Source organism: Psychrobacter sp. P11F6 (assembly GCF_001435295.1).
GTDB lineage: Bacteria > Pseudomonadota > Gammaproteobacteria > Pseudomonadales > Moraxellaceae > Psychrobacter.
Window position 1 is genome coordinate 1544597 of record NZ_CM003594.1, and the last position, 20160, is coordinate 1564756.

Annotated in this window: 13 protein-coding genes; 5 read left to right on the forward strand and 8 right to left on the reverse strand. The window is 43.4% G+C overall.

What is annotated here, in order from left to right:
* Positions 1 to 189: 189 nt before the first annotated feature.
* On the reverse strand, positions 190 to 3900 hold the full coding sequence (gene dnaE, locus AK822_RS06405) for a DNA polymerase III subunit alpha (protein ID WP_060490986.1): 3711 nt from the start codon (positions 3898 to 3900) through the stop codon (positions 190 to 192).
* 353 nt (positions 3901 to 4253) lie between these two features.
* On the opposite strand from dnaE, the gene AK822_RS06410 reads away from it, so the two are divergent.
* On the forward strand, positions 4254 to 5384 hold the full coding sequence (locus tag AK822_RS06410; protein ID WP_060490987.1) for a restriction endonuclease: 1131 nt from the start codon (positions 4254 to 4256) through the stop codon (positions 5382 to 5384).
* A gap of 131 nt (positions 5385 to 5515) precedes the next feature.
* Here the strand turns inward: AK822_RS06410 and AK822_RS06415 are convergent, their stop codons facing one another.
* The 5 genes from AK822_RS06415 to AK822_RS06435 form a co-directional block, all read right to left on the reverse strand.
* Positions 5516 to 6964: an alanine/glycine:cation symporter family protein gene (locus AK822_RS06415; protein ID WP_060490988.1), complete on the reverse strand. Its 1449-nt coding sequence runs from the start codon at positions 6962 to 6964 to the stop codon at positions 5516 to 5518.
* A gap of 104 nt (positions 6965 to 7068) precedes the next feature.
* Positions 7069 to 8580: an aldehyde dehydrogenase gene (locus tag AK822_RS06420; protein WP_060490989.1), complete on the reverse strand. Its 1512-nt coding sequence runs from the start codon at positions 8578 to 8580 to the stop codon at positions 7069 to 7071.
* A gap of 105 nt (positions 8581 to 8685) precedes the next feature.
* The gene (gene dapA / locus AK822_RS06425) at positions 8686 to 9552 is read right to left on the reverse strand and encodes a 4-hydroxy-tetrahydrodipicolinate synthase (RefSeq protein ID WP_060490990.1); all 867 of its coding nucleotides are present in this window, start codon (positions 9550 to 9552) and stop codon (positions 8686 to 8688) included.
* A gap of 91 nt (positions 9553 to 9643) precedes the next feature.
* The gene (locus AK822_RS06430; RefSeq protein WP_060490991.1) at positions 9644 to 10891 is read right to left on the reverse strand and encodes an NAD(P)/FAD-dependent oxidoreductase; all 1248 of its coding nucleotides are present in this window, start codon (positions 10889 to 10891) and stop codon (positions 9644 to 9646) included.
* 81 nt (positions 10892 to 10972) lie between these two features.
* Positions 10973 to 11995: a proline racemase family protein gene (locus AK822_RS06435; RefSeq protein WP_060490992.1), complete on the reverse strand. Its 1023-nt coding sequence runs from the start codon at positions 11993 to 11995 to the stop codon at positions 10973 to 10975.
* A gap of 302 nt (positions 11996 to 12297) precedes the next feature.
* Here AK822_RS06435 and AK822_RS06440 point away from each other — a divergent pair, with 302 nt between their 5' ends.
* Positions 12298 to 13113 (forward strand): AraC family transcriptional regulator, encoded by an 816-nt coding sequence (locus AK822_RS06440; RefSeq protein WP_228139071.1) that lies wholly within the window; start codon positions 12298 to 12300, stop codon positions 13111 to 13113.
* A 10-nt stretch (positions 13114 to 13123) separates the two neighbouring features.
* Here AK822_RS06440 and ggt read toward each other — a convergent pair whose 3' ends face one another.
* Positions 13124 to 15064, reverse strand: a complete 1941-nt coding sequence (gene ggt / locus AK822_RS06445) for a gamma-glutamyltransferase (RefSeq protein ID WP_228139072.1) — start codon at positions 15062 to 15064, stop codon at positions 13124 to 13126.
* Positions 15065 to 15244: 180 nt separating this feature from the next.
* Here ggt and AK822_RS06450 point away from each other — a divergent pair, with 180 nt between their 5' ends.
* The 3 genes from AK822_RS06450 to AK822_RS14645 all read left to right on the forward strand — a co-directional run bounded on the left by AK822_RS06450 (position 15245) and on the right by AK822_RS14645 (position 19357).
* On the forward strand, positions 15245 to 17245 hold the full coding sequence (locus AK822_RS06450; RefSeq protein ID WP_060490993.1) for a hypothetical protein: 2001 nt from the start codon (positions 15245 to 15247) through the stop codon (positions 17243 to 17245).
* A gap of 44 nt (positions 17246 to 17289) precedes the next feature.
* Complete coding sequence (locus tag AK822_RS06455) at positions 17290 to 18924, forward strand: hypothetical protein (RefSeq protein WP_060490994.1); 1635 nt, start codon at positions 17290 to 17292, stop codon at positions 18922 to 18924.
* A 79-nt stretch (positions 18925 to 19003) separates the two neighbouring features.
* Positions 19004 to 19357, forward strand: a complete 354-nt coding sequence (locus AK822_RS14645) for a hypothetical protein (protein WP_087945579.1) — start codon at positions 19004 to 19006, stop codon at positions 19355 to 19357.
* Positions 19358 to 19480: 123 nt separating this feature from the next.
* Here the strand turns inward: AK822_RS14645 and AK822_RS06460 are convergent, their stop codons facing one another.
* A complete protein-coding gene (locus AK822_RS06460) occupies positions 19481 to 20002 on the reverse strand; it encodes a Spy/CpxP family protein refolding chaperone (RefSeq protein WP_060490995.1) in 522 nt (173 codons plus the stop codon).
* Between the last annotated feature and the right edge of the window lie 158 nt (positions 20003 to 20160).

Here is a 20160-nt window from a genome sequence, read left to right on the forward strand (position 1 = left end):
TCAATGTTCTTCAGGTGTTAGGGCGTGTCCTCAATTCAATCAATTACTCTCTAAATGGGTTAAAAATGGCTAAATTTTGTTAAACATCGTCAAATAGCTTATCAATATCTCGATATTAACGTCGCTATCTTCCTTGTTTGACGGCAATTTATCTCATTTTTATCACCATTTTTAAAATGAGGATACGCCCTAGCTATAATGGAAATGCAAATTGTCTTCACTAACCATATTCTTTAATTGCTGTAAGTTATCATCGTTGGGGTAGATGCGCCAGTGCTCAGATAGCCCTACGTTAGCGATGCCAAATTTCTCATAAATGCTCAGTCCCAGTGGCAGACAATTATCATTAATGGAGGTGTCGGTATTGCTCAAAGCATTATTGGCATAACTTTGATTAGCACTATTTTGATTCATGTCATTTTCTAGCGCCAATAAATCATTGCCATTTTCATCATACAGACTTCCACCTATCGCAGCATCGTAGCCACTATTGCCATTAAAGCTGCCACTTTGCTCGTCTTGCTCGTTGTCATGAGACAGTTTTGGTGCCGGAATAATGCTGGCTTGTGCAGACTTGAGTAACGGTTGCAGTCGCGTCAGCAGATTGATGTCGCTGCCATGAATTTTAATACTGATTTTTTTCATCCATCTTAGGCGCGCATCGACCATGCTCATGGCACTATCAAGACGGGCAAATAAACGCCCATCACGCTCACGAATGCTGCCTTTGATGATGACGACTTCATCAATTTTCAACTGTTCTTTGACACGATTGAAACGCTCGGCATAGCAGCTTACTTCCAGCCTTGAAGTGCCGTCATCTAAGATAATGACATTGCGATTACCAAAGTTGGCAATATCAATAATCAATCCGGCGAAATAACAGCTACCGTTATAGCCCGTGTCAGTCAGTTTATCGAGACGAGTGCCTGAGGTATAGCGTTTTAACTCATCCAAGTATTCATTGATTGGATGACCCGTCAAATACAATCCTAACGTGTTCTTTTCTGCTTTTAAACGATGTTTATCACCCCAAATCAGCTCTGGCGTCATAACCAGTGGCGGCGCGGCGACGACACCATCCATTTCACCAAACAAATCCATCATGCCGATTTCACGGTTCTGACGGTCTTGTTCAGCAGCTTGTACGGCACTTGGCAGCTGGCTCATTAATGCGCCGCGAATCTCGTACGCTTCATCGGCTGGTAAATCTGGTCGTAGGGTGGCTGCAAAGTCATCAAAACAACCAGCGTTTATCAGTCCCTCTAAAGTGCGTTTATTAACCTTTTTGATATCAACGCGGCGACAAAAATCATATAGGTCTTTAAACGGTCCTTCACGGCGGCGTGCATCAACGATAGACTCGACCGCGCCTTCACCAACGCCTTTAATCGCACCTAAGCCATAAATGATATTGGTTGGGGTATCGGCAACGAAATGCCATTCACTGCGATTTACCGATGGATTAACCACGGTCAAATCAAAGTTTTCACGGCAATCATTGATAAAGAACACCACGTTGTCAGTGTTGTTCATATCTGATGTGAGTACGGCTGCCATAAACTCAGCAGGGTAGTATTGTTTTAGGTAAGCGGTCTGATAAGCCAGTACGCCATAAGCAGCCGAATGCGAGCGGTTAAAACCGTAACCTGCGAACTTCTCCATCAAATCAAAAACACCACCTGACGTCGCTTCGTCGATACCTTGCGCGGTTGCACCAGTGATAAAGATATCGCGCTGTTTGGCCATTTCCTCAGGTTTCTTTTTACCCATGGCTCGGCGTAACATATCCGCGCCGCCCAAGCTATAGCCTGCCATGACCTGCGAGATTTGCATGACCTGTTCTTGATAGACAATAACGCCATTGGTATTTTCTAAAATCGGCTCAAGATTGGGATGGTCATAAATCACTTCCTCGCGACCGTGCTTACGGTCGATATACATCTCTACCATGCCAGCATCAAGCGGACCTGGGCGATAGAGCGCACACATGGCGATCACATCTTCGATGTTGGTCGGTTGTAATTTCGCCAGATACTTTTTCATGCCCATACTTTCTAGCTGAAAGACGGCAGTGGTCTTAGCATCTTGCAAGAGCTTGTAGGCTTTTTTATCATCTAACGGTAGGTCTTCTAACACCAACGCATCTTTGCCTTCTTTGGCACGGCGCAGATTGATATTTCTGACAGCGGCATCAATCACGGTCAAGTTACGTAGACCCAAAAAGTCAAATTTTACTAGCCCAACCGCTTCAACGTCATCCTTATCAAACTGGCTGACACGGTGACCTTCATCATCACAATAAATTGCGCTAAAATCTGTGATTCTGTGCGGCGCAATCAATACGCCACCAGCATGTTTACCCACGTTCCGGCAAATACCTTCAAGCTTAATCGCCATTTCCCACACTTCAGTGGCATCTTCATAATCCATATTGTCAGGATTGGAGATTAAGTCTTTGAGCTGCGGCTCTTGTTCAAGCGCTTGGCTTAAAGTAATCCCCGGTGTTTTGGGAATAAGTTTCGACATTTTGCTGGCAAGGAAGTACGATTTACTTTGCGCGCGCGCGACATCTCGAACTACCGCTTTTGCTGCCATCGTACCAAAGGTAATGATTTGCGAGACCGCTTCACGACCATAGGTTTGTGCTACATAATCAATAACGCGGTCGCGACCTTCGATACAGAAGTCAATATCGAAATCGGGCATGGACACACGCTCGGGATTCAAAAAGCGCTCAAATAATAAGTCGTAATGAATAGGGTCGAGGTCGGTAATATTGAGCGAATAAGCAACGAGCGAGCCTGCACCAGAACCACGACCAGGACCGACTGGTACGCCATTGGCTTTTGCCCAGCGGATAAAGTCCATGACGATGAGGAAGTAACCAGGAAAGCCCATTGAAAGAATAACCTTTAGCTCATACTCTAAGCGGTCATCATATCTTTGGCGAAACTCGCTCCAATTATCGCTACGTTTCTCGATGGGGAATAGTTTATCTAGTCGATTATTCAGACCTCGGATAGATTCTGCACGGAAAAACGATTCAATCGTCTCACCTTCAGGCACAGGAAAGTCAGGTAATACGTTGATACCAAGCGTCAACGTCACATTACAACGGCTTGCTAAGCGCAAAGTATTGTCGATAACCTGCGGAATATCAGCAAATAGCTGCTGCATTTGTGCTTGGGTTTTAAGATATTGCGCATCGGAATAAGTCTGCGGGCGATTTTGGTCGGCAAGTACGTAAGAGCCTGCGATACAAACCCGCGCTTCGTGAGCATCGAAATCATCCTGCTCTAAAAACCGCACGTCATTGTGGGCAATGATAGGAATATGATGCTTAGCACCAGAGTGAATAGCCGCTTTAATAAAGGCGTCTTCACCTGAGCGATTGGTACGCTTAATCGCAAAATATAAGCGATCAGCAAATTGCGCTTGCCATTCTATTAGCAGCTCATCGGCTTTTTCTGGCATAGAGCCGACCAGTGCCTGACCGACATCTGATTTTTCAGTAAATAAGACAATCACGCCTGCCGCATGCGCTAAAATATGACTGCGCTTGACCACTGGTACACCATGATTGGCATCGTCGGCGCGCCCTTCGGTAAAGCCGAGCGATACGATACGAGTGATGTTTTGATAGCCCTCGTTGTCCATCGCGAGTAGGGTGAGCCGTGTGTCTTCATTTTCCATGATGACTTCACTGCCGATAATGGGCTTGATACCAGCACCTAGGCAGGCACGATAAAACTTCACCGTGGCATACAGATTGGACAAATCGGTCAATGCCAGCGCGCGCTGATGGTCAGCCGCCGCAGCTTTCACTAGCGGCTTGATACGCACGATAGAATCAGTAATTGAATATTCGCTGTGGATGCCAAGGTGTACAAATGCCATAGAAGACTCTTACTAGTACGATCAAAAGCAATAAGCTATCGATAAAATAAAGGATGTGTATCCGTTATTTATATGGATGTTCAAAGGTAAATAAGACCTCGATAGCCATGTTGATACGTTTTAAATGGGGTCGTCAATAATAGCATTATTTGCCGTAGACAGCCACTGATTCAAAGGCTTTAATCTGAGTGAGAGGATTTGTTTTTCTTATTTATAAAGGTAAAATTTTGCTGTGTTTTATCTTAATAGTTGGTAGCATAAACATTTGTCCTTAAGTTATTGCGAAACAAAGCCCATTCGACGCCTTATTTCACACAATAATGTTCATGTAATCAAACAAAGACGATAATATTATGAGTAACATTACGAAGCTGCCCGCATTTGGTGACATGTTAAATGCGGGTATACAAACCATAAAAAATTTGAGTACACGGAACACCGTTGGTCGCACGGTATTTTATAGAGAGTTTGAAAAGTTAGCACAAATTGTCAATGATCATAAAGAAATCAATTACATGAGTAATTATGATATACGCCATGAGTGTCATAACGGCTCACCTTGTTATGATGACATCGTTGATCTAATTTTATTGTGCTTGTCCGCAATGGGGCTGGTCAAAGAAGACAAGTTCAGCTTAGTACCCAATTTAAATCAGAATTTCGCTAATTTTATTACTTTTGATGAAAAAGTAACGCCTAAAAACATCATACGTTTAGACCCGTTTGGCAAAGTCTATTTTTGGTTAGCAGGAAACAATTTTACTCAATACATTAACGAAGGCATTCCAAATAGTGATTATATTGCTAACTTGACCCGTTTTGATAATAAAGCCTTTGCTGATCTGCAAAAAGTCAATATTGCGGCTTATGGTAAAAATGGCGATGCACTTATTAATCATTTGATAGAAGAAACTCAGCGCCGAACGTCTATGTTTATGAACAATTATGCAGATGCTACTGTGGGCAATGATTTTGTCAAGGTAACGCCTGATATGATTATGGCGCAGCTTGAAAGCTTGTCACCTTTGCAGTTTGAGTGGTTTTGTCTAAAAATGATTGAACGATCTTTAGAGATTGAAAGTCCTGAGAGTAATTTGACATCGCGTCATACTGGACGCTCGAATGACAATGGCATTGATGGGCTGATTATTCAGGATTTCCCAGATGGTGAGGTGCATAACTATTATATTCAAGCCAAACTATATAGTGCCGGTAATAATATATCTAATGGCGATTTGAGAAACTTCATAGGGGCTTATCCACCACAAAAAACCAATCATCATGGCTTGTTTATTACCACGACAAGCTTTACCAAGCCTGCGCAGGAATATGCCAATGCAACGGATTCGCACAGTCTGATACTCATCGATCAAATGAATCTCATAGAGCTTATGATGCAACATAAGGTGGGTCTAAAAGAGGTCAATGCCAGACCGAAATTATTATTAGACAATGATTTTTTTAACAAGATCAAGTTGTATTGATTGAATAATGACTCTTAAATAATATTTTAATGTTTATTAATACGATTAAAGCCCTCTAAATCATAGTGGTTTAGAGGACTTTAATCGTCTGGGAAAGAAGGTTGTGTTTAGGGAGATTATATCATTGCTGTTTAGCGCTTATCATGTTTATCGCTATATCCTATCCAAAAGTCTGCATTTTCAACGCCTGCTTTTCGGGGGTCAAAGACAGGGTCAAGTCCCAGCTTCATTTGCTCATCGTAGTCTTTTAATACTTTGAGAGCGGTTTTACTGAGTAATACGATAGCGATAAAGTTGAGGTAACACATACTACCGAAGCCAATATCACCTAATGCCCACATGACGCCGACTGATTGCATACTGCCAGTGAAGCAAATGATTAAAAACACCACTTTTAATATCGGCTTTAGCACCGGATAGCGTAACTTACTATCTAAATAGACGAGCGTGGTTTCAGCGATATAGTAATAAGCAATCAAGCAAGTAAAAGCAAATAAGAAAATAGCAATCGCGACAAAACCGCTGCCATATTGGCTAAATACTGTCGATACAGCAGCTTGGGTAAATGCGGTTCCAGCTTCAATGCCTGGCATGTTTTCGACTAGCACCATTCCTTCTGCTGGAATGACGTTATACATGCCCGTAGACAAGATCATGAGCGCAGTTGCGGTACAGACAAGAACCGTATCAACATAGATAGAAAAACTCTGTACCAAGCCTTGTTTGGCAGGATGAGATACTTCTGCGGCAGCCGAGCTGAAAGTGGCTTCGCCTGCACCAGCAACGTTTGAAAAGACTGCGCGGCGTACACCCCAAGAAATCGCTAGACCAACAATACCACCAAATACTGCATCCATACCAAAGGCGCTTTTGAAAATGAGCGCGAACATGGCAGGTAGGTTTGAAGCATTAAAGCCTAAAACAATCACCATGAGCAAGATATAGCCGATTGCCATAAAGGGGACAACTGTGCCCGCAAAGCTGGCAATACGTTTGACACCGCCAAAGATAATAAAGGCCAATAGAGCAATGATAATGGTCCCAGTGATGACGGGCGGAATATTAAAGGCGGTATTAAAAGAGTCGGCGATGGTATTGGCTTGTACACCGGGCACCAAAACGCCATAAGAAAGACAGGTTACCGCTGCGACTACAATAGCGAACGGTTTCATCTTAAGGCCGCGCTCAATGTAGAAAGGGGAGCCGCCGCGATATTGACCATCGACGTCATGCTTATATACCTGCGCAAGGGTTGACTCGACAAAGGCACTGGCACCGCCAAGCAAGCCCATAACAATCATCCAAAATACCGCTCCTGGACCACCTGCTGCGATAGCGGTGGCCACACCTGCGATATTACCAACCCCAATACGACCGGACAATGCCATACAAAAGGCTTGGAATGAGCTGATACCTTGGGTTGAGGTTTGCTTATCAAACAACAGCCTAACCATCTCTTTAAGATAGCGGAACTGTACACCGCGAGTGACAACGGTAAAATAAATGCCGACACCGAGTGCCAAATAAACTAAAGCATCGCTCCATATATAGCCGACGATAGTATTAATAATCGCTTCCATGACCTTACTTCCCTGTAAGTATGTGACTAAAGGCTTAAATCAGATAAGCTGCTGTTTTTATTAGTGAATACGGTTATATAACCTGTGCCTATTGAGTAAGTGAGCTAATTAACCACCCAGATGGTTTTAGTCTGTGCGTATTGTGATAAAGCCTCTAAACCATTATCACGGCCGCCAAACCCTGATTGCTTATAACCGCCAAATGGCGTTGTGATATCACCTTCTGAAAAACCATTGATTGAGACTGTGCCTGCTTTAATAGACGATGCCACACGATAAGCACGCTTGATGTTCTGGGTATAAAAAGAAGCAGCGAGTCCATAGTTGGTCTCATTGGCTAATTTGATAGCTTCTTCTTCAGTCTCAAAACTCGTCACTGCAAGCAAAGGGCCAAATACTTCTTCTTTGAATAAAGTCATATCGGCACTAACATCATCAAATATCGTCGGCTCGACATACCAGCCACTACCTAAGTCTGTGTGGATGTTGCCACCTGCGACAATCGTTGCACCTTCATCCTTTGCAGTTTGTAAGTAATGACAAACCTTATCGAAGTGTGTTTTTTCAATCATAGGACCAATGGCGGTATCAGGGTCGTAAGGTGAGCCAACCTTCCAATCTTTTAGACCACTCTTTAGTTGCTCAAGCAGCGCTTTTTTTTGGCTACTATGTACCAGCAGACGTGAACCACAGCTACAGTTTTCACTCATATTCCAAAACGCGGCTGATAAGATATCGTTAATGGCAGCGTCATCGAGTACAGCATCGTCAAAGACTATTTGCGGGCTTTTACCGCCGCATTCTAAGACGATTTCTTTTAGATTACTTTGTGCCGAGTATTGTAAAAACAGACGTCCGACCTCAGTCGAGCCAGTGAAAGACACCATGTCAACATCCATATGTTGACCAAGTGCAGCGCCGACATTTTCACCAAGACCGCAGACCATTTGTAAAGCTTCTCTGGGCACGCCAGCTTCATAGGCAAGCTCGGTTAGACGGTAGGCAGATAATGAGGTCAGCTCAGCTGGTTTAACAATGACGGAGTTGCCCATAATCAGAGCAGGGGCGACTTTCCACGCGTACATTTGGGCTGGGAAATTCCAAGGCAATACTGCACCAACGACACCAATAGGCTCTTGGACAATAAGCCCTAAAGCTGCGCTACCAGTTGGCGCGACTTTACCAAATATCTTATCAGCCGCTTCGGCATACCACTCGAACGTCTCAATAGTCGCTGGCATGTCAGTGTTTAAACATTCAGTAATTGGTTTGCCTGCATCCACACAATCTAGGGCGGCAAGTTCTTCAGAATGCTCATGCATCAGGGCACACCAGCGCTGCATAACAGACTTACGCTCTGCTGGAGCCAGGCGACGCCATTCACCATTTTCAAAACTATCGCGGGCTATTTGCACGGCAATATCGACATCACCGCTAGTACCAGAGGCAATCTGACCGATAACGCTATTATCAATAGGCGTGTAATTGTCCAAAGTAGCGTCTGATAAATGATCAGCCGCTATTAAGTGACCAGCCCAGAGCTGTTGCTGTTTTGCTTTCTCAAGTACTTGTTCTTTATAGATTTTTTCTTTAGTAGCTTGCTCTTTAGTGCTCATTTTTCTAATCCTTATTTGCTAATTTCGATGCCATAGATTCAAAGTTTGATTGCGGCATCAAATATAGCGTTGGTTATCCTTAAAGTTGTTTTACTAAGCTGAGTACTATTTAGCCAATAAGGCTAAAAACGTTGCTTTCTCATCTTTTGGCATATCAGTTAATGGCACACGCACTGAGCCAACATCCATACTGCCTTTTAAGCAGCCCGCTTTAGCCTTTTGGTTGTAGTTTCCAGATTCCATAGAATGGATGGCAGGATAAATCTCGCTCATAATTTGTTTGGCTTTATCCCAGTCGCCTTGCTGAGTGGCATTAAATAGTGCGACTTGCTCTGCTGGGAAGACGTTAGCTGCACCGGCAATCCAGCTTTTTGCGCCCCAAAAAAAGAAATCGATGGGTTGATCATCGCAGCCACAAACCACATCAAAGTCATCAAAATCAGCTTGCAGCATGCGTAGCGCATGACTAAAGTCGCCGCTACTTTCTTTTACACCAACGATGTTAGGGTGCTTGGCTAGATGAGCGACAGTATCAAATTCAATGGCAACGCCAACACGAGCAGGGAAGTTATACATGATAATAGGCAGATCACTTGCATCTGCGACTTTTTCAAAGTGAGCGATGATGCCGTCTTGTTCAGGCAAGCTGTAAGGAGTGGCAGACAGCATCAGACCGTCATAACCTAAAGCTTTGGCTTGGGCGGCAAGCTCAATAGAATGGTCCGTCGATAAGCTATTGATACCAGCGATGAGGGTGACTTTATCTTTTGCGGCTTCAGCGATAGTAGTTAATACCAACTCATGCTCTGCAGCCGAAAAGGTATAGTATTCACCTGTGGTACCGCAGGCAACGATACCGGCTACGCCTTGGTCAATAAAAGCTTCGACCAGTGTCTTTAATTTTTGTGAATCAACGTTGCCGTTATTGTCAAAAGGAGTAACGATTGGGACTAAAATTCCATTAATGTTCATAAGACTATCCTTAGTGATGTTGATTTCATGGGTGATGATTCAATGCTGAATCGGTTAGTTTTTCTGGGTTTATAAACGTTTAATAATCTGCTTATTTAAAGCGTGAGAGTTGATACGGTTTTGGATCGATAGGGTGATCTTCATCAAAATAGTAGTTGGCAATCATTTGCGCACTAACGACAGCTTGCGTTAGGCCTAAATGTTGATGCCCAAAGCTTAAAAAGACGCGTTCGATTTTGTCGATGACTGGCAAGGAGTCTGCGGTCGATGGTCGAAACCCCATCCATGGCGTACTATCAGTAGAGTCTAACTCGGCTTTGAGCATAGGCTGCGCTTGTTGTAATAGCATATGCGCGCGCTGCATCTTGGCATGAGCATCAAGTCCTGCGTATTCTACTGTGCCTGCCAAGCGTAGCCCCTCTTGCATCGGTGTCATGATAAAACGGCGATCCATGCTTGATACCGGTATCTGTAAGCGCGTACTTTCATGCGGTAGCATTAAGTGATAACCGCGTTCGGTATCTAGCGGCACATTCACGCCTGTCAGTTGCTTGGCCAATGCCTTAGAGTGTGAGCCTGCGGCTAGCATCACTTTGGACGCTGTCATATCACCTTGGCTGGTTGTTAGGTGAATACCGCCTGTATCGTTGGTCGCTGCAAGGACACGGCAATGTTCAATGACATGACCGCCTAACTGTCTAAAAGTATGGTGAAGCTGATTAATAACGGCTTTTAAATTGGTTATATGTCCTGTATTTGGAAAAAATAACGCCGCTAATTGGTTATCTCGTAAAGCAGGTTCAAGTTCTAATAACGCTTCTTTGGTCAATAGCTCATTATCCACGCCAATATCGTTAAGTCGACTACCATGTGCTATGAGAGGATCGACGCTACTTGTATTCTCGACCGTCAATAATGAACCTTTTACCTGTACCCATTCGTCCAATTGCCACTGATTGGCAAAGCCTTGCCATGCTTGCAGACTGTTTTTATTTAAGTTTAATAACGCTTGATGAATCCGCTCAAATGGCTCAGGGCGCATATTCATCAATAGCTGCATTGCCCAAGGCATCAAACGAGGTAGATAGCGCCAGTCTATACGCAGCGGCCCAGTCGGATTGAATAACATGGCTGGTACATGACGCAGCATGCTGGCATCTGCAATGGGAAATACTTGCTCAGTAGCGATATGACCTGCATTACCAAGTGATGCACCTTGACCAACTTCGTTAGCGTCTAGAAGTAAGACCTTTACACCACGCGCTTGCAACATTACTGCCGCCGCTAGACCGATAATGCCACCGCCAATAATATGTAAGTCGAAGTCTAAGGTAGTCATGATTTTTCTCGATTGCGTTCTGTCGATTAAGCGGTCTTATATTAATAAACCTGTCATTTTATAAATAATGCTGCGATTTTATTAAGATGGGATTCCCCATTTAAAGGGATCGTCTTCTTGCACAATGAGCATGGTTTCAGCATAAACATAAGCATGACCACAAATCGTTGGGATAATGCTCTGTTCAGGATAAGCTGCACCAGCTGGATTGTTGAGCGTAGTACTAAGATCGGTACTCAGATTAGTATTAAGCTCAGATGCATACTGATAACTGCCAGTAAATACGCTGCCGACGACGCCTTGTTGCTGCCATAATTGTTCAGGAGCGAGTTTATTGTCAGCCGCTAGGCAAGCAAGTTTGGCACTTGTGCCGGTACCACAAGGGGAGCGATCGTAGGCTGAACCTGGGCACAAAACAAAGTTTTTACTATCTACTTGTGTATCATCGCTATCGGCAAATAACTCAATGTGGTCAATCTCGCTACCGTTTTCGCCTGTGATATTAGCAGCGACCAGTGCTTGTTTAATTTGCATGGTTACTTGAGTCAATTTTTCGACATTATTTGCTTGAATGTCTTGTCCATGTTCACTGACCAAAAAGAACCAGTTGCCACCCCAAGCGATATCACCGCAGATAAGCCCTAACTCAGGAACATGAACTTCGACTTGTTTTTTATAACGATAAGAAGGGACGTTTTGTACACTGCAGCTGCCATCATTATGTAGGGTTGCTTTAACCAGACCTACGGGAGTCTCAAGCCAATGTACGCCTGCTGATATTTTTTGTTGATAAGCTAAAGAGATGATTACGCCAATCGTGCCATGGCCGCACATGCCCAGATAACCCGCATTATTAAAAAATATAACGCTCGCTGTGGCTTTAGGATTGCTTGTGGGAAGAAGTAGCGCGCCAACAAGAACATCATTACCACGCGGCTCTAAAATAATACTTTGACGTAAGTGATCGAAGTTTTGTTTGAAGGATTGCAGTTTGTCTTGAATAGTATCACCGACGAGGTCAGGAAATCCGTCATAGACCATACGAGTAGGCTCACCGCCCGTATGCGAGTCAATAATTTTGAAATTAAATAATATAGAAGACATGACCGACGCCCTAATTCATCCGTGAAAAAGTTATATTCCGTTTTTATGTACTAGACCTAATGGTTTTAATCTAACAGCCAATAGTTGGTCGTTATTTGCTGAGGTCCGTATATAGAGTGGACTTTTTTAGAAAGAGCGTCTTGCTGTTTTTTCATGGATAAATGCGTATTTCTGCATAGTGGCTCGGTGTACACTAGAGAAGTCTTTGCCTAAAAATTGGTGATAATAGATATAAGCGACATAGCCTGCGAGTTACGGATGTTTGGCTGAATGTAAAATTGATATGATAGGGGTGAGATGCGATGACTGAGGTAATAACAGATGTAATAGAAGATACAGCGCTTGCTATGCTTACCACGTCATTGCAGCAGAATATGACTGTCTATCGTCCTGACAGTAGTGAGGCTTTTATCGGTAATGTCTCATTATTACTGCCGCTGCTGAATACTTTGACCAATGTGGTATTTTTTGTGAAAGATGAGCAGGCACGTTATCAGCTGGCAAACAAAACCTTGTTAAAACGCTGTCAGTTGAGTCAGCACGAAGATATCATGGGATTTACCACTGAAGAGGTGTTTTCGCATCGACAGAGCAGGGATTATATTTTGCAAGATATGAAGGTATTGCGAGAGGGGAAGTCTATCGTTGATAACTTAGAGCTGCACAGTTATGCGTCTGGTAAGTTAGGATGGTGTATTACAAATAAACTGCCTATCTATAATAAGAGCCAACAAGTGGTTGCCATGGTTGGGATATCGGTCGATATTGATGAAGATAACGAGCGCGTTTTACGTAAACACGCTCGCTTGGCTGAAGTCGCTCAGTTTGTAAGAGCGCATCTTGATCAGAAAATTAATATTGCCCAATTGGCCGACTTGGCTAATTTAAGCGTGTCGCAGCTAGAGCGTACCTTCAAGGCCGTACTGAATATGTCGCCATTACAGTTTGTGCAAAAGCTGAGGCTAGAATATGCGGTTAAGCTATTAGCCATGCCTGAGATGTCAGTCACTCAAATATCATTGAACTGCGGCTATAGTGATCATAGTGCCTTTAGCCGCCAGTTCAAACAGTTTACGGGCTTGTCGCCCAGCCAATTTCGCCAAACGCATTTATCATAAAAAATTTATATCAATAACCAACGACTGCCGCATCAACGATACGTGGATCAGAAGAACCGTAAACACCATTTGGAGTCAACATAATTGAGTGCGTTGAGCCCATGGCTGATTTTGGACTGACCGTATGACCCATTGATTCAAGCTTTCTAACTGTATCAATATTCAGAGCTTTTTCGACCCGAATCTCATCAGGCAGCCATTGGTCATGGATACGCGGTGCGTGAGTGGCTTCAGCGATATTCATATCATGATCGATGACGTTCGATATTATTTGGGTAACGGTGGTGATGATGCGGCTACCACCAGGGCTACCCGTGACGATATATGGTTTACTGTCTTTAAAGACAAGGGTCGGACTCATAGAAGATAATGGGCGTTTATTGGCTTCGACGGCATTTGCTTTACCGCCCAATAAGCCATAACCATTAGGCACACCCGGTTTGGCAGAAAAATCATCCATCTCATTATTGAGCAATATCCCCGTACCTTCAGCGACAAGACCTGTGCCATAAGAAAAGTTCAGCGTATAAGTATTGGCTATCGCATTGCCCTCTTTATCGACAACAGAGAAATGCGTGGTCTGATCACTCTCATAGGGTAGAGGGTTGTTGGCTTTGATGGTAGACGCTGGCGTGGCTTTGTCTGGATTGATTAAGGTGCGCAGTTTATCCGCATAAGCCTGAGAAGCTAAACCGCTGGCAGGCACATCGATAAAGTCAGAATCACCTAAATACTCTGAGCGATCCGCATAAGCCAACTGCATTGCTTCAGCCATTAAATGAATGGTTTGCGCACTGTTTTGCCCATAGTCTTTTAGCGGATAACCTTCCAAAATGTTTAAAATTTGCACAATATGAATACCGCCAGAAGACGGCGGTGGCATCGAGACAATCTCATAACCACGATAATCGCCTTTGACTGGCTCGCGAGCTATGGCTTCATAGTTGGCTAAATCCTGCAAGCTCATGCTACCGCCAGCTTCATTGACAGCCTTTACTAACTTACTTGCGGTTTCCCCTTTATAAAACCCATCTGCGCCTTTTGCGGCAATAAGCTTAAGCGATTTTGCCAATTCAGGCTGTTTTAAACGCTCACCGGGTTGATAGGCGCTGCCATTAGGTTTAAAGAATATCTTTTTGGTGCTTGGCCATTTTTGCATGCGATCGCTTAATGCTTCTAGCGACTCAGACAGACCCGCAGTCACCTCTATACCGTTCTCAGCCAGTGCAATCGCAGGTGCCATCACTTGTCCGCGGCTCATGGTGCCATGATCTTCTAACGCTTTAAGTAATCCTGCAACCGTTCCCGGTACGCCAACTGCTAGACCGTGATAACGAGACAAGTCGCTGACCGCATTGCCATCCTCATCGAGATACATATCACGCGAGGCGCTACTCGGTGCTTTTTCACGGTAATCGAGTGCCACCGTTTTGCCTTGCTTGGCATCATAAATCATCATAAAACCACCACCGCCAATGTTGCCTGCGCGCGGCAAAGTCACTGCTAAGGCAAAGCCAACCGCGACCCCAGCATCAATCGCATTACCGCCGTCTTTTAAAATCTTGAGTCCAATATCAGAGGCGAGGGCTTCTTGGGTGGCGACCATACCGTTCTTTGCCCAAACCGGATGATGAATCGCATCTTCAGAATAAATGGCTTGATCGGCATTGTTAATAGTGGAAGTGAGGGTAGTGGTTTTGGCTCTTGTCACACGCTGAGTTTCAGATATTACAGTAGGATTATCAGCCATAATCGCGAGATTGATGGCGCTAGTGTTAATCGATGTTGGGTTGATAGTAGTTGATTGATTGGTTGTCGGCTTAAGCGCGTGAGCAGATAGTGATACTAAAAATGTGCTACTGATTAACAAAATAGCCGCTTTAATATTTGCTCTACCTTGAGGATTATTGTCAGCAGTGCGTATGTTGTTTTTTGATATTGAGGTTGGCATTGTAAAGTCCTTTTTACTTGGGCGAGAAAGCCTTAGTGAGAAAGTTGTTTTGTATAAAAAAACCAAAGTATTTTCTTAATAAATAGGTTCTAATATTACTAAATTGTAACGCATTGTGATATAAATAACGGTACTAATGTACACTAATTATAGACTGGCTATTTATACAAAGAGATTACTATGTCATCAAATCATATTAATAATCATAATCGACAGCACTATTCTGAGATGACGAGTCATCATTCGTCTATCAATAATAACGACCATGTATATCAGGTAGGTAAATTGACGTCTATCGCCGTGCTGGTTGGCACTACGTCTCTGGCTCTTTTGGGCTGTCAATCAAGCCCAGCGGTATCATCGCCTGCGACATCAAAAAATATGATTGATTTTAGTACCGCTGATAGCGCACAGAGCCAAGCACAAGGACGCGCGTTTAATACTGATTTAACAGCCAAATCTGAGCGTTATCAGCAATTATTTGATCAAGAAAAATATCCTAATACTGACAATCAAGCAAAGTCTCACTTACTGTCGGCTATTCGTCAGCATCTGGCAACAGAGCACGTGGCAGTCGCGCAAGCCAATTATCAAGCGGTACCTTTTATTGCTCCAGATAGTATCGATGCCGGTTCTAGTAGCTTACTTAGAACGATTATAGAAGCTTATGTTTATAAGCCTGACGGTGACTATGATGAAAGTGATTATGAGGACAGGCAAACTGAGGCTATGGCAGAGTTAGCAGCGGTAAGTGCAGAGTCGAATAAATGCAATGACAATGAGGACGATGACGCTTATGAAGTCTGTGTTGTAGAGGATGTTAACTATGACGAAAACGGTTATAGTCGCAGTGACTATCAATTAGAGAGTTACGGCGAAGGGAACTATGACACCGATGATTATGAATCAGACAGTGCTTTTTCAAAGTTATCAAAATTAAACCCAAAAAGCATGATAGAGCAGTATGAAGCCATACAAATGGCTAAGCAACAATCAGAGGCTGTAGAAGGTAGCCAATCATCAACGCCATCTACGGGTGTCATTGGTCAAATGCTGAGTATGTTCCATCGCACGCCTGAACAGATAGCTGCGTCAAATGTTTATCAATATCAAAATTTAACGTTCAATAGTGTCAGTCAGTACAAACCCAAACAACGACAACTGCAGAGCGTCTATAGCTATGATTATGTGACACCAACGATTAGCTCATCTATACAGATACCGCTAGCGTTCGATTTTAACCATAGTACAGTTACGGTAGACCCATCAGCAATCATGCCTATCGTAGCATTGGTTAATCCTGAAAACACCCCTTTACCTAACCAAATGACCTCACATACCGTTAGTTTTGGGTTGCCTGAGAGTATTACCGCGCAGCTGCCGCCAGCAGTGCTTTACGATGCCGCCATTGCTGCCATACAGAGCAGCATGGCAGAGCTAGCGCCCGAACACTTTAGTGCGGTAGATATTCGCAGTGATGCCTTTGCCAAAGAAGTTGGTGCGAGCCAAGCGGTAAAAGTCTATTTTGGCAGCAAGCAAAGCGGTGAGATGATCGGAAAAACTCTGAAATACATGACAAAGTCGCTACAGGATTATGTCGATGCTAATCCACAGAAATATCCTGATGGCGCCATGCTAAAAACTGCGCTTGCGAAAGTGCAGCTATACAATAAAGGCTACCAAAGTGCGGATGTAGGTTCGCTTTTGCAGCTAATTGAAGCCATAGGTCCGATATCTTTTAATCAGATAAATTACTATTATTTAGACCGCTCAGATCGCCTGCTTGCTAAGCAGCAGCGGGTAAATATCGGTGGTGACTTGATGGGTTCTACAACCAGCGTGCTGAATCAAGTACGCTATGATAAAAGCAGTTTTAGTAAACATGCACTAACGCCTTTATTGGCTGAGTCTTTTGGCGTAAATGCTAAAACTGCTATCGATGGCAATGCATGGATGACAGAGCAGCGTCAACAAAAAGACAGACTGCAAACGGCACGTGATGCCCGCTATGACTATAGTGGGAGCAGTGATGATTACAATGATGATGACTATGGTAGCGATTATGCAGATGGTGATAGCGGCTATGAGGCAGCAGAATATGACAGTGCTGATAGTCAAGATGACACTGATATCGAAGACGATGCCGCAGATGATGCTGACAACAGGGTAGACCGTCAATAACGCTATCTTGACATGTTCCAGCCTATATTTCTTAAGGATAAAAAATGAAAAAATCACATCAAATCATTGCAAGTCGTCTTTCGTCAGCGAGCATTGCGTCAGTTCTTAATGGCAATCGCCTATTTGCTGGTGCATTGGTAACAGGGGCACTATTATTAACGGGCTGCCAATCTACCAGTCTTGACCAATCTAATGCTGCTACTGCTAAGCAAACGCCAGTAGCAGCAAAGACAGCGTTGGCGACTGCGCTACAGAAACAGCGCAGACAGTCTTTTAGTTACCATAGCAATCTTGAGATCAGTAACGAGCAGCAGTTTAGCGATATAAATATTGAAATAGATGCTAAAGCGCTAGTCGCCTCAGGCTATATCGATGAATACTGCGAAGACACACACGATCAAGCATATGCCGCCTTGCTTTCTCAAACAGAAGCGCAAAATAAAGACATTTTAGCGGCGGATTATGATGCTCAGCGAACGGTGCTCAAAGACACTTATCTTGAGTGTACGGATGTCTATGAGGCATGGGTAGAGAGTAAATATGATAGTGAAATCACTGTGCCAGCGTTTTACCAACAGTTATTTGATAATCACGACGACCGATCGACAGCGCAAGATATCAAAAAAGCAAAGTTGCTAGATGCTTATGTGCTAAAGCCGCTGTCTATCAATGCACAAGGCGTCTATCAGCCAATGGCTGGCAAGGCGACGATGCTGGCAAGCGCACAGTATCAAGCGCGCAATCATCAAAGCAGTATCAATCAGCCAATTTATCTGGATTTGAAAAACGGTAATATTTATCTATGGGCAGATAATTTTGCGATGTTTAATTCAGAGCTATTAGACGATAAGCTCGGCACAAAGTGGCGCAACAAGTGGTTAAAGCTAGCCATTGATGATGGCACCTTACCTAAAGGCTTTGGTAGTGAGTTGATAAAAAGCCACTTTGTCGCGTTAGATGCCACATTTGATGCCGCACCTATTAGCCAGTTTGATTATGTCGCCCCTAATACGCTAGCCTCACTCTCTCCCAAGTTACCCGCGCATCAGCTACCAGCAATGCTAGCAAGCAACCAAGTTATTCGCCGTGTACAAAGCGCTGAGAGTTATGAGCAGTTTTATCAAGATTATATGCGCATCGTTTACGAGCGGATGAGTCAGCGATACCCAGAACTGGTTAAAGAAAGCGCGGCTTACGAGGTAGGCAACACAGATGCTGATAAATTTACCAGTAAAGCGTTAGTGCAGCAGATGCTAGCAATGATAAAGAGTGGCATGGATAGTGGCGGTGAGGCAGTAGAGGAAACAATGGCAGAGGCAAAAGAAAAGACGGCAGAAAGTGCAATGCTAGCAAATGCAGAGACGCAAGAGTTGTATGGATTTGGTAAGCGTGGTCAGCTCAAATGGCAGCATCTGCGTAGTGAGCTTCCGAGCGAAACTACTTCTAATAATATGGTCATAGATGTTTTGCAGCAGTATTCCGCTATCAGCACTAAAGACATGGCATTTCCCAATTTACCAAGTAATGTACAAGTGCCTAATGCCAGTAACAGTATTGATATGCGCGAGTATGGTAGCGAGTTGATGCAGTATTATCGTGATGGCAATGGTACTGCGATGGGTAAGATGATGTTTAGTGTCATGCCACTGGCTAAAGAGAAGTTGGGTTCGGTTGATTAGAGTAATGTTTTTATGTTTTAAATTGCTATGTTCTGGAACTTCAAAAATTGAATGATATTGATATTAAAAAAGGAAGGTTATGAAAAAGTTTTTAGTAGGATTTATTTTCACTATAGTTGCATGTGGATCTGCCCAAGCAGGATGTATTGGTAGCTCATCTTTTTCTACATGTTCTGATGCAAGTGGAAATTCATATACAAATAACAGAGTAGGAAATACAACATATACATCTGGCTATAATAGTAGTACGGGAAGCAGTTGGAACCAAAATACTAATAGAATTGGTGATACCTCTTATACTAATGGTGCTAGTGCTGATGGGAGTTCTTGGAACAAAACTTCTCGCCAGATTGGGTCTTATACTTACCATAATGGTAGCGATAGTGATGGAAATAGTTTTAATTACTCATGCAACCAGTTTGGTTGTAATTAATTATATAAAGAAAAATTTTGAAAACTAAAAAGCGCACCGTTTATACGATGCGCTTTTTTATGTGTTCATAATCAGTCTTATAGGACATTCAGTATGAATGCAAAATAGCCTATTAATGACGAATTACATGCCTTGGCGCTGTTTGCCATGCATTTTGCCGTGCTCTGAGCCTTTATGACCTTTCGCCATTTTTTCAGCTTTTAATGTAGCAAGTTTTGCGCGTTGCTCAGCAGTCAATACTTGAGAGATAGCATGTTGAGTCTGTACTCGCTCAATGAAGCGCTGCTTGGTTTTAGCCGCTTGCTGATCAGCTAAGCGATTGACTGCCGCTGTATTTAGAGTGCTACTATTAGTCAATGCTTGCATCTGTTGCTGCATTTGCGCCCGTTCCAATTTGTTTTTTGTACGGTCAGCTTTACGATCGCCGTGTTGTGCTTGCATGATGGCTTTGATTTGCGCTTGTTGCGTTGCTGTTAGATCTAGTTGCGACATTGGACCTCTCATACCACCTTTTTTCATGCCATCTTTATGCTGCATTTTACTGGTCGTTGGTGTGGTATCAGTGGTTGCATTAACACTGGTACAAGCCGTTACGGTGAAAATGCTAGACATTGCTAATACTGAGCCCATTAATAATTTTTTCATCATCATTACCTTAATTTATGGTGCATACGTTATTGGTTGCGAAAAAGTCAGTTTTTATCTGATCAGCTTATGAACAGTAAGTGCCCCGGATAGCCACTATCCATCACAGCTTGTTATCAGTATTTGTCGCTGATAGACGCTATATTACGACAGTTAGA

Bases quoted from the DNA above. Each gene is read 5' to 3' on its own strand.
- dnaE (WP_060490986.1), bottom strand. From the start codon at position 3,900: ATGGCATTTGTACACCTTGGCATCCACAGCGAATATTCAATTACTGAT.
- AK822_RS06410 (WP_060490987.1), top strand. From the start codon at position 4,254: ATGAGTAACATTACGAAGCTGCCCGCATTTGGTGACATGTTAAATGCG.
- AK822_RS06415 (WP_060490988.1), bottom strand. From the start codon at position 6,964: ATGGAAGCGATTATTAATACTATCGTCGGCTATATATGGAGCGATGCT.
- AK822_RS06420 (WP_060490989.1), bottom strand. From the start codon at position 8,580: ATGAGCACTAAAGAGCAAGCTACTAAAGAAAAAATCTATAAAGAACAA.
- dapA (WP_060490990.1), bottom strand. From the start codon at position 9,552: ATGAACATTAATGGAATTTTAGTCCCAATCGTTACTCCTTTTGACAAT.
- AK822_RS06430 (WP_060490991.1), bottom strand. From the start codon at position 10,891: ATGACTACCTTAGACTTCGACTTACATATTATTGGCGGTGGCATTATC.
- AK822_RS06435 (WP_060490992.1), bottom strand. From the start codon at position 11,995: ATGTCTTCTATATTATTTAATTTCAAAATTATTGACTCGCATACGGGC.
- AK822_RS06440 (WP_228139071.1), top strand. From the start codon at position 12,298: ATGACTGAGGTAATAACAGATGTAATAGAAGATACAGCGCTTGCTATG.
- ggt (WP_228139072.1), bottom strand. From the start codon at position 15,064: ATGCCAACCTCAATATCAAAAAACAACATACGCACTGCTGACAATAAT.
- AK822_RS06450 (WP_060490993.1), top strand. From the start codon at position 15,245: ATGTCATCAAATCATATTAATAATCATAATCGACAGCACTATTCTGAG.
- AK822_RS06455 (WP_060490994.1), top strand. From the start codon at position 17,290: ATGAAAAAATCACATCAAATCATTGCAAGTCGTCTTTCGTCAGCGAGC.
- AK822_RS14645 (WP_087945579.1), top strand. From the start codon at position 19,004: ATGAAAAAGTTTTTAGTAGGATTTATTTTCACTATAGTTGCATGTGGA.
- AK822_RS06460 (WP_060490995.1), bottom strand. From the start codon at position 20,002: ATGAAAAAATTATTAATGGGCTCAGTATTAGCAATGTCTAGCATTTTC.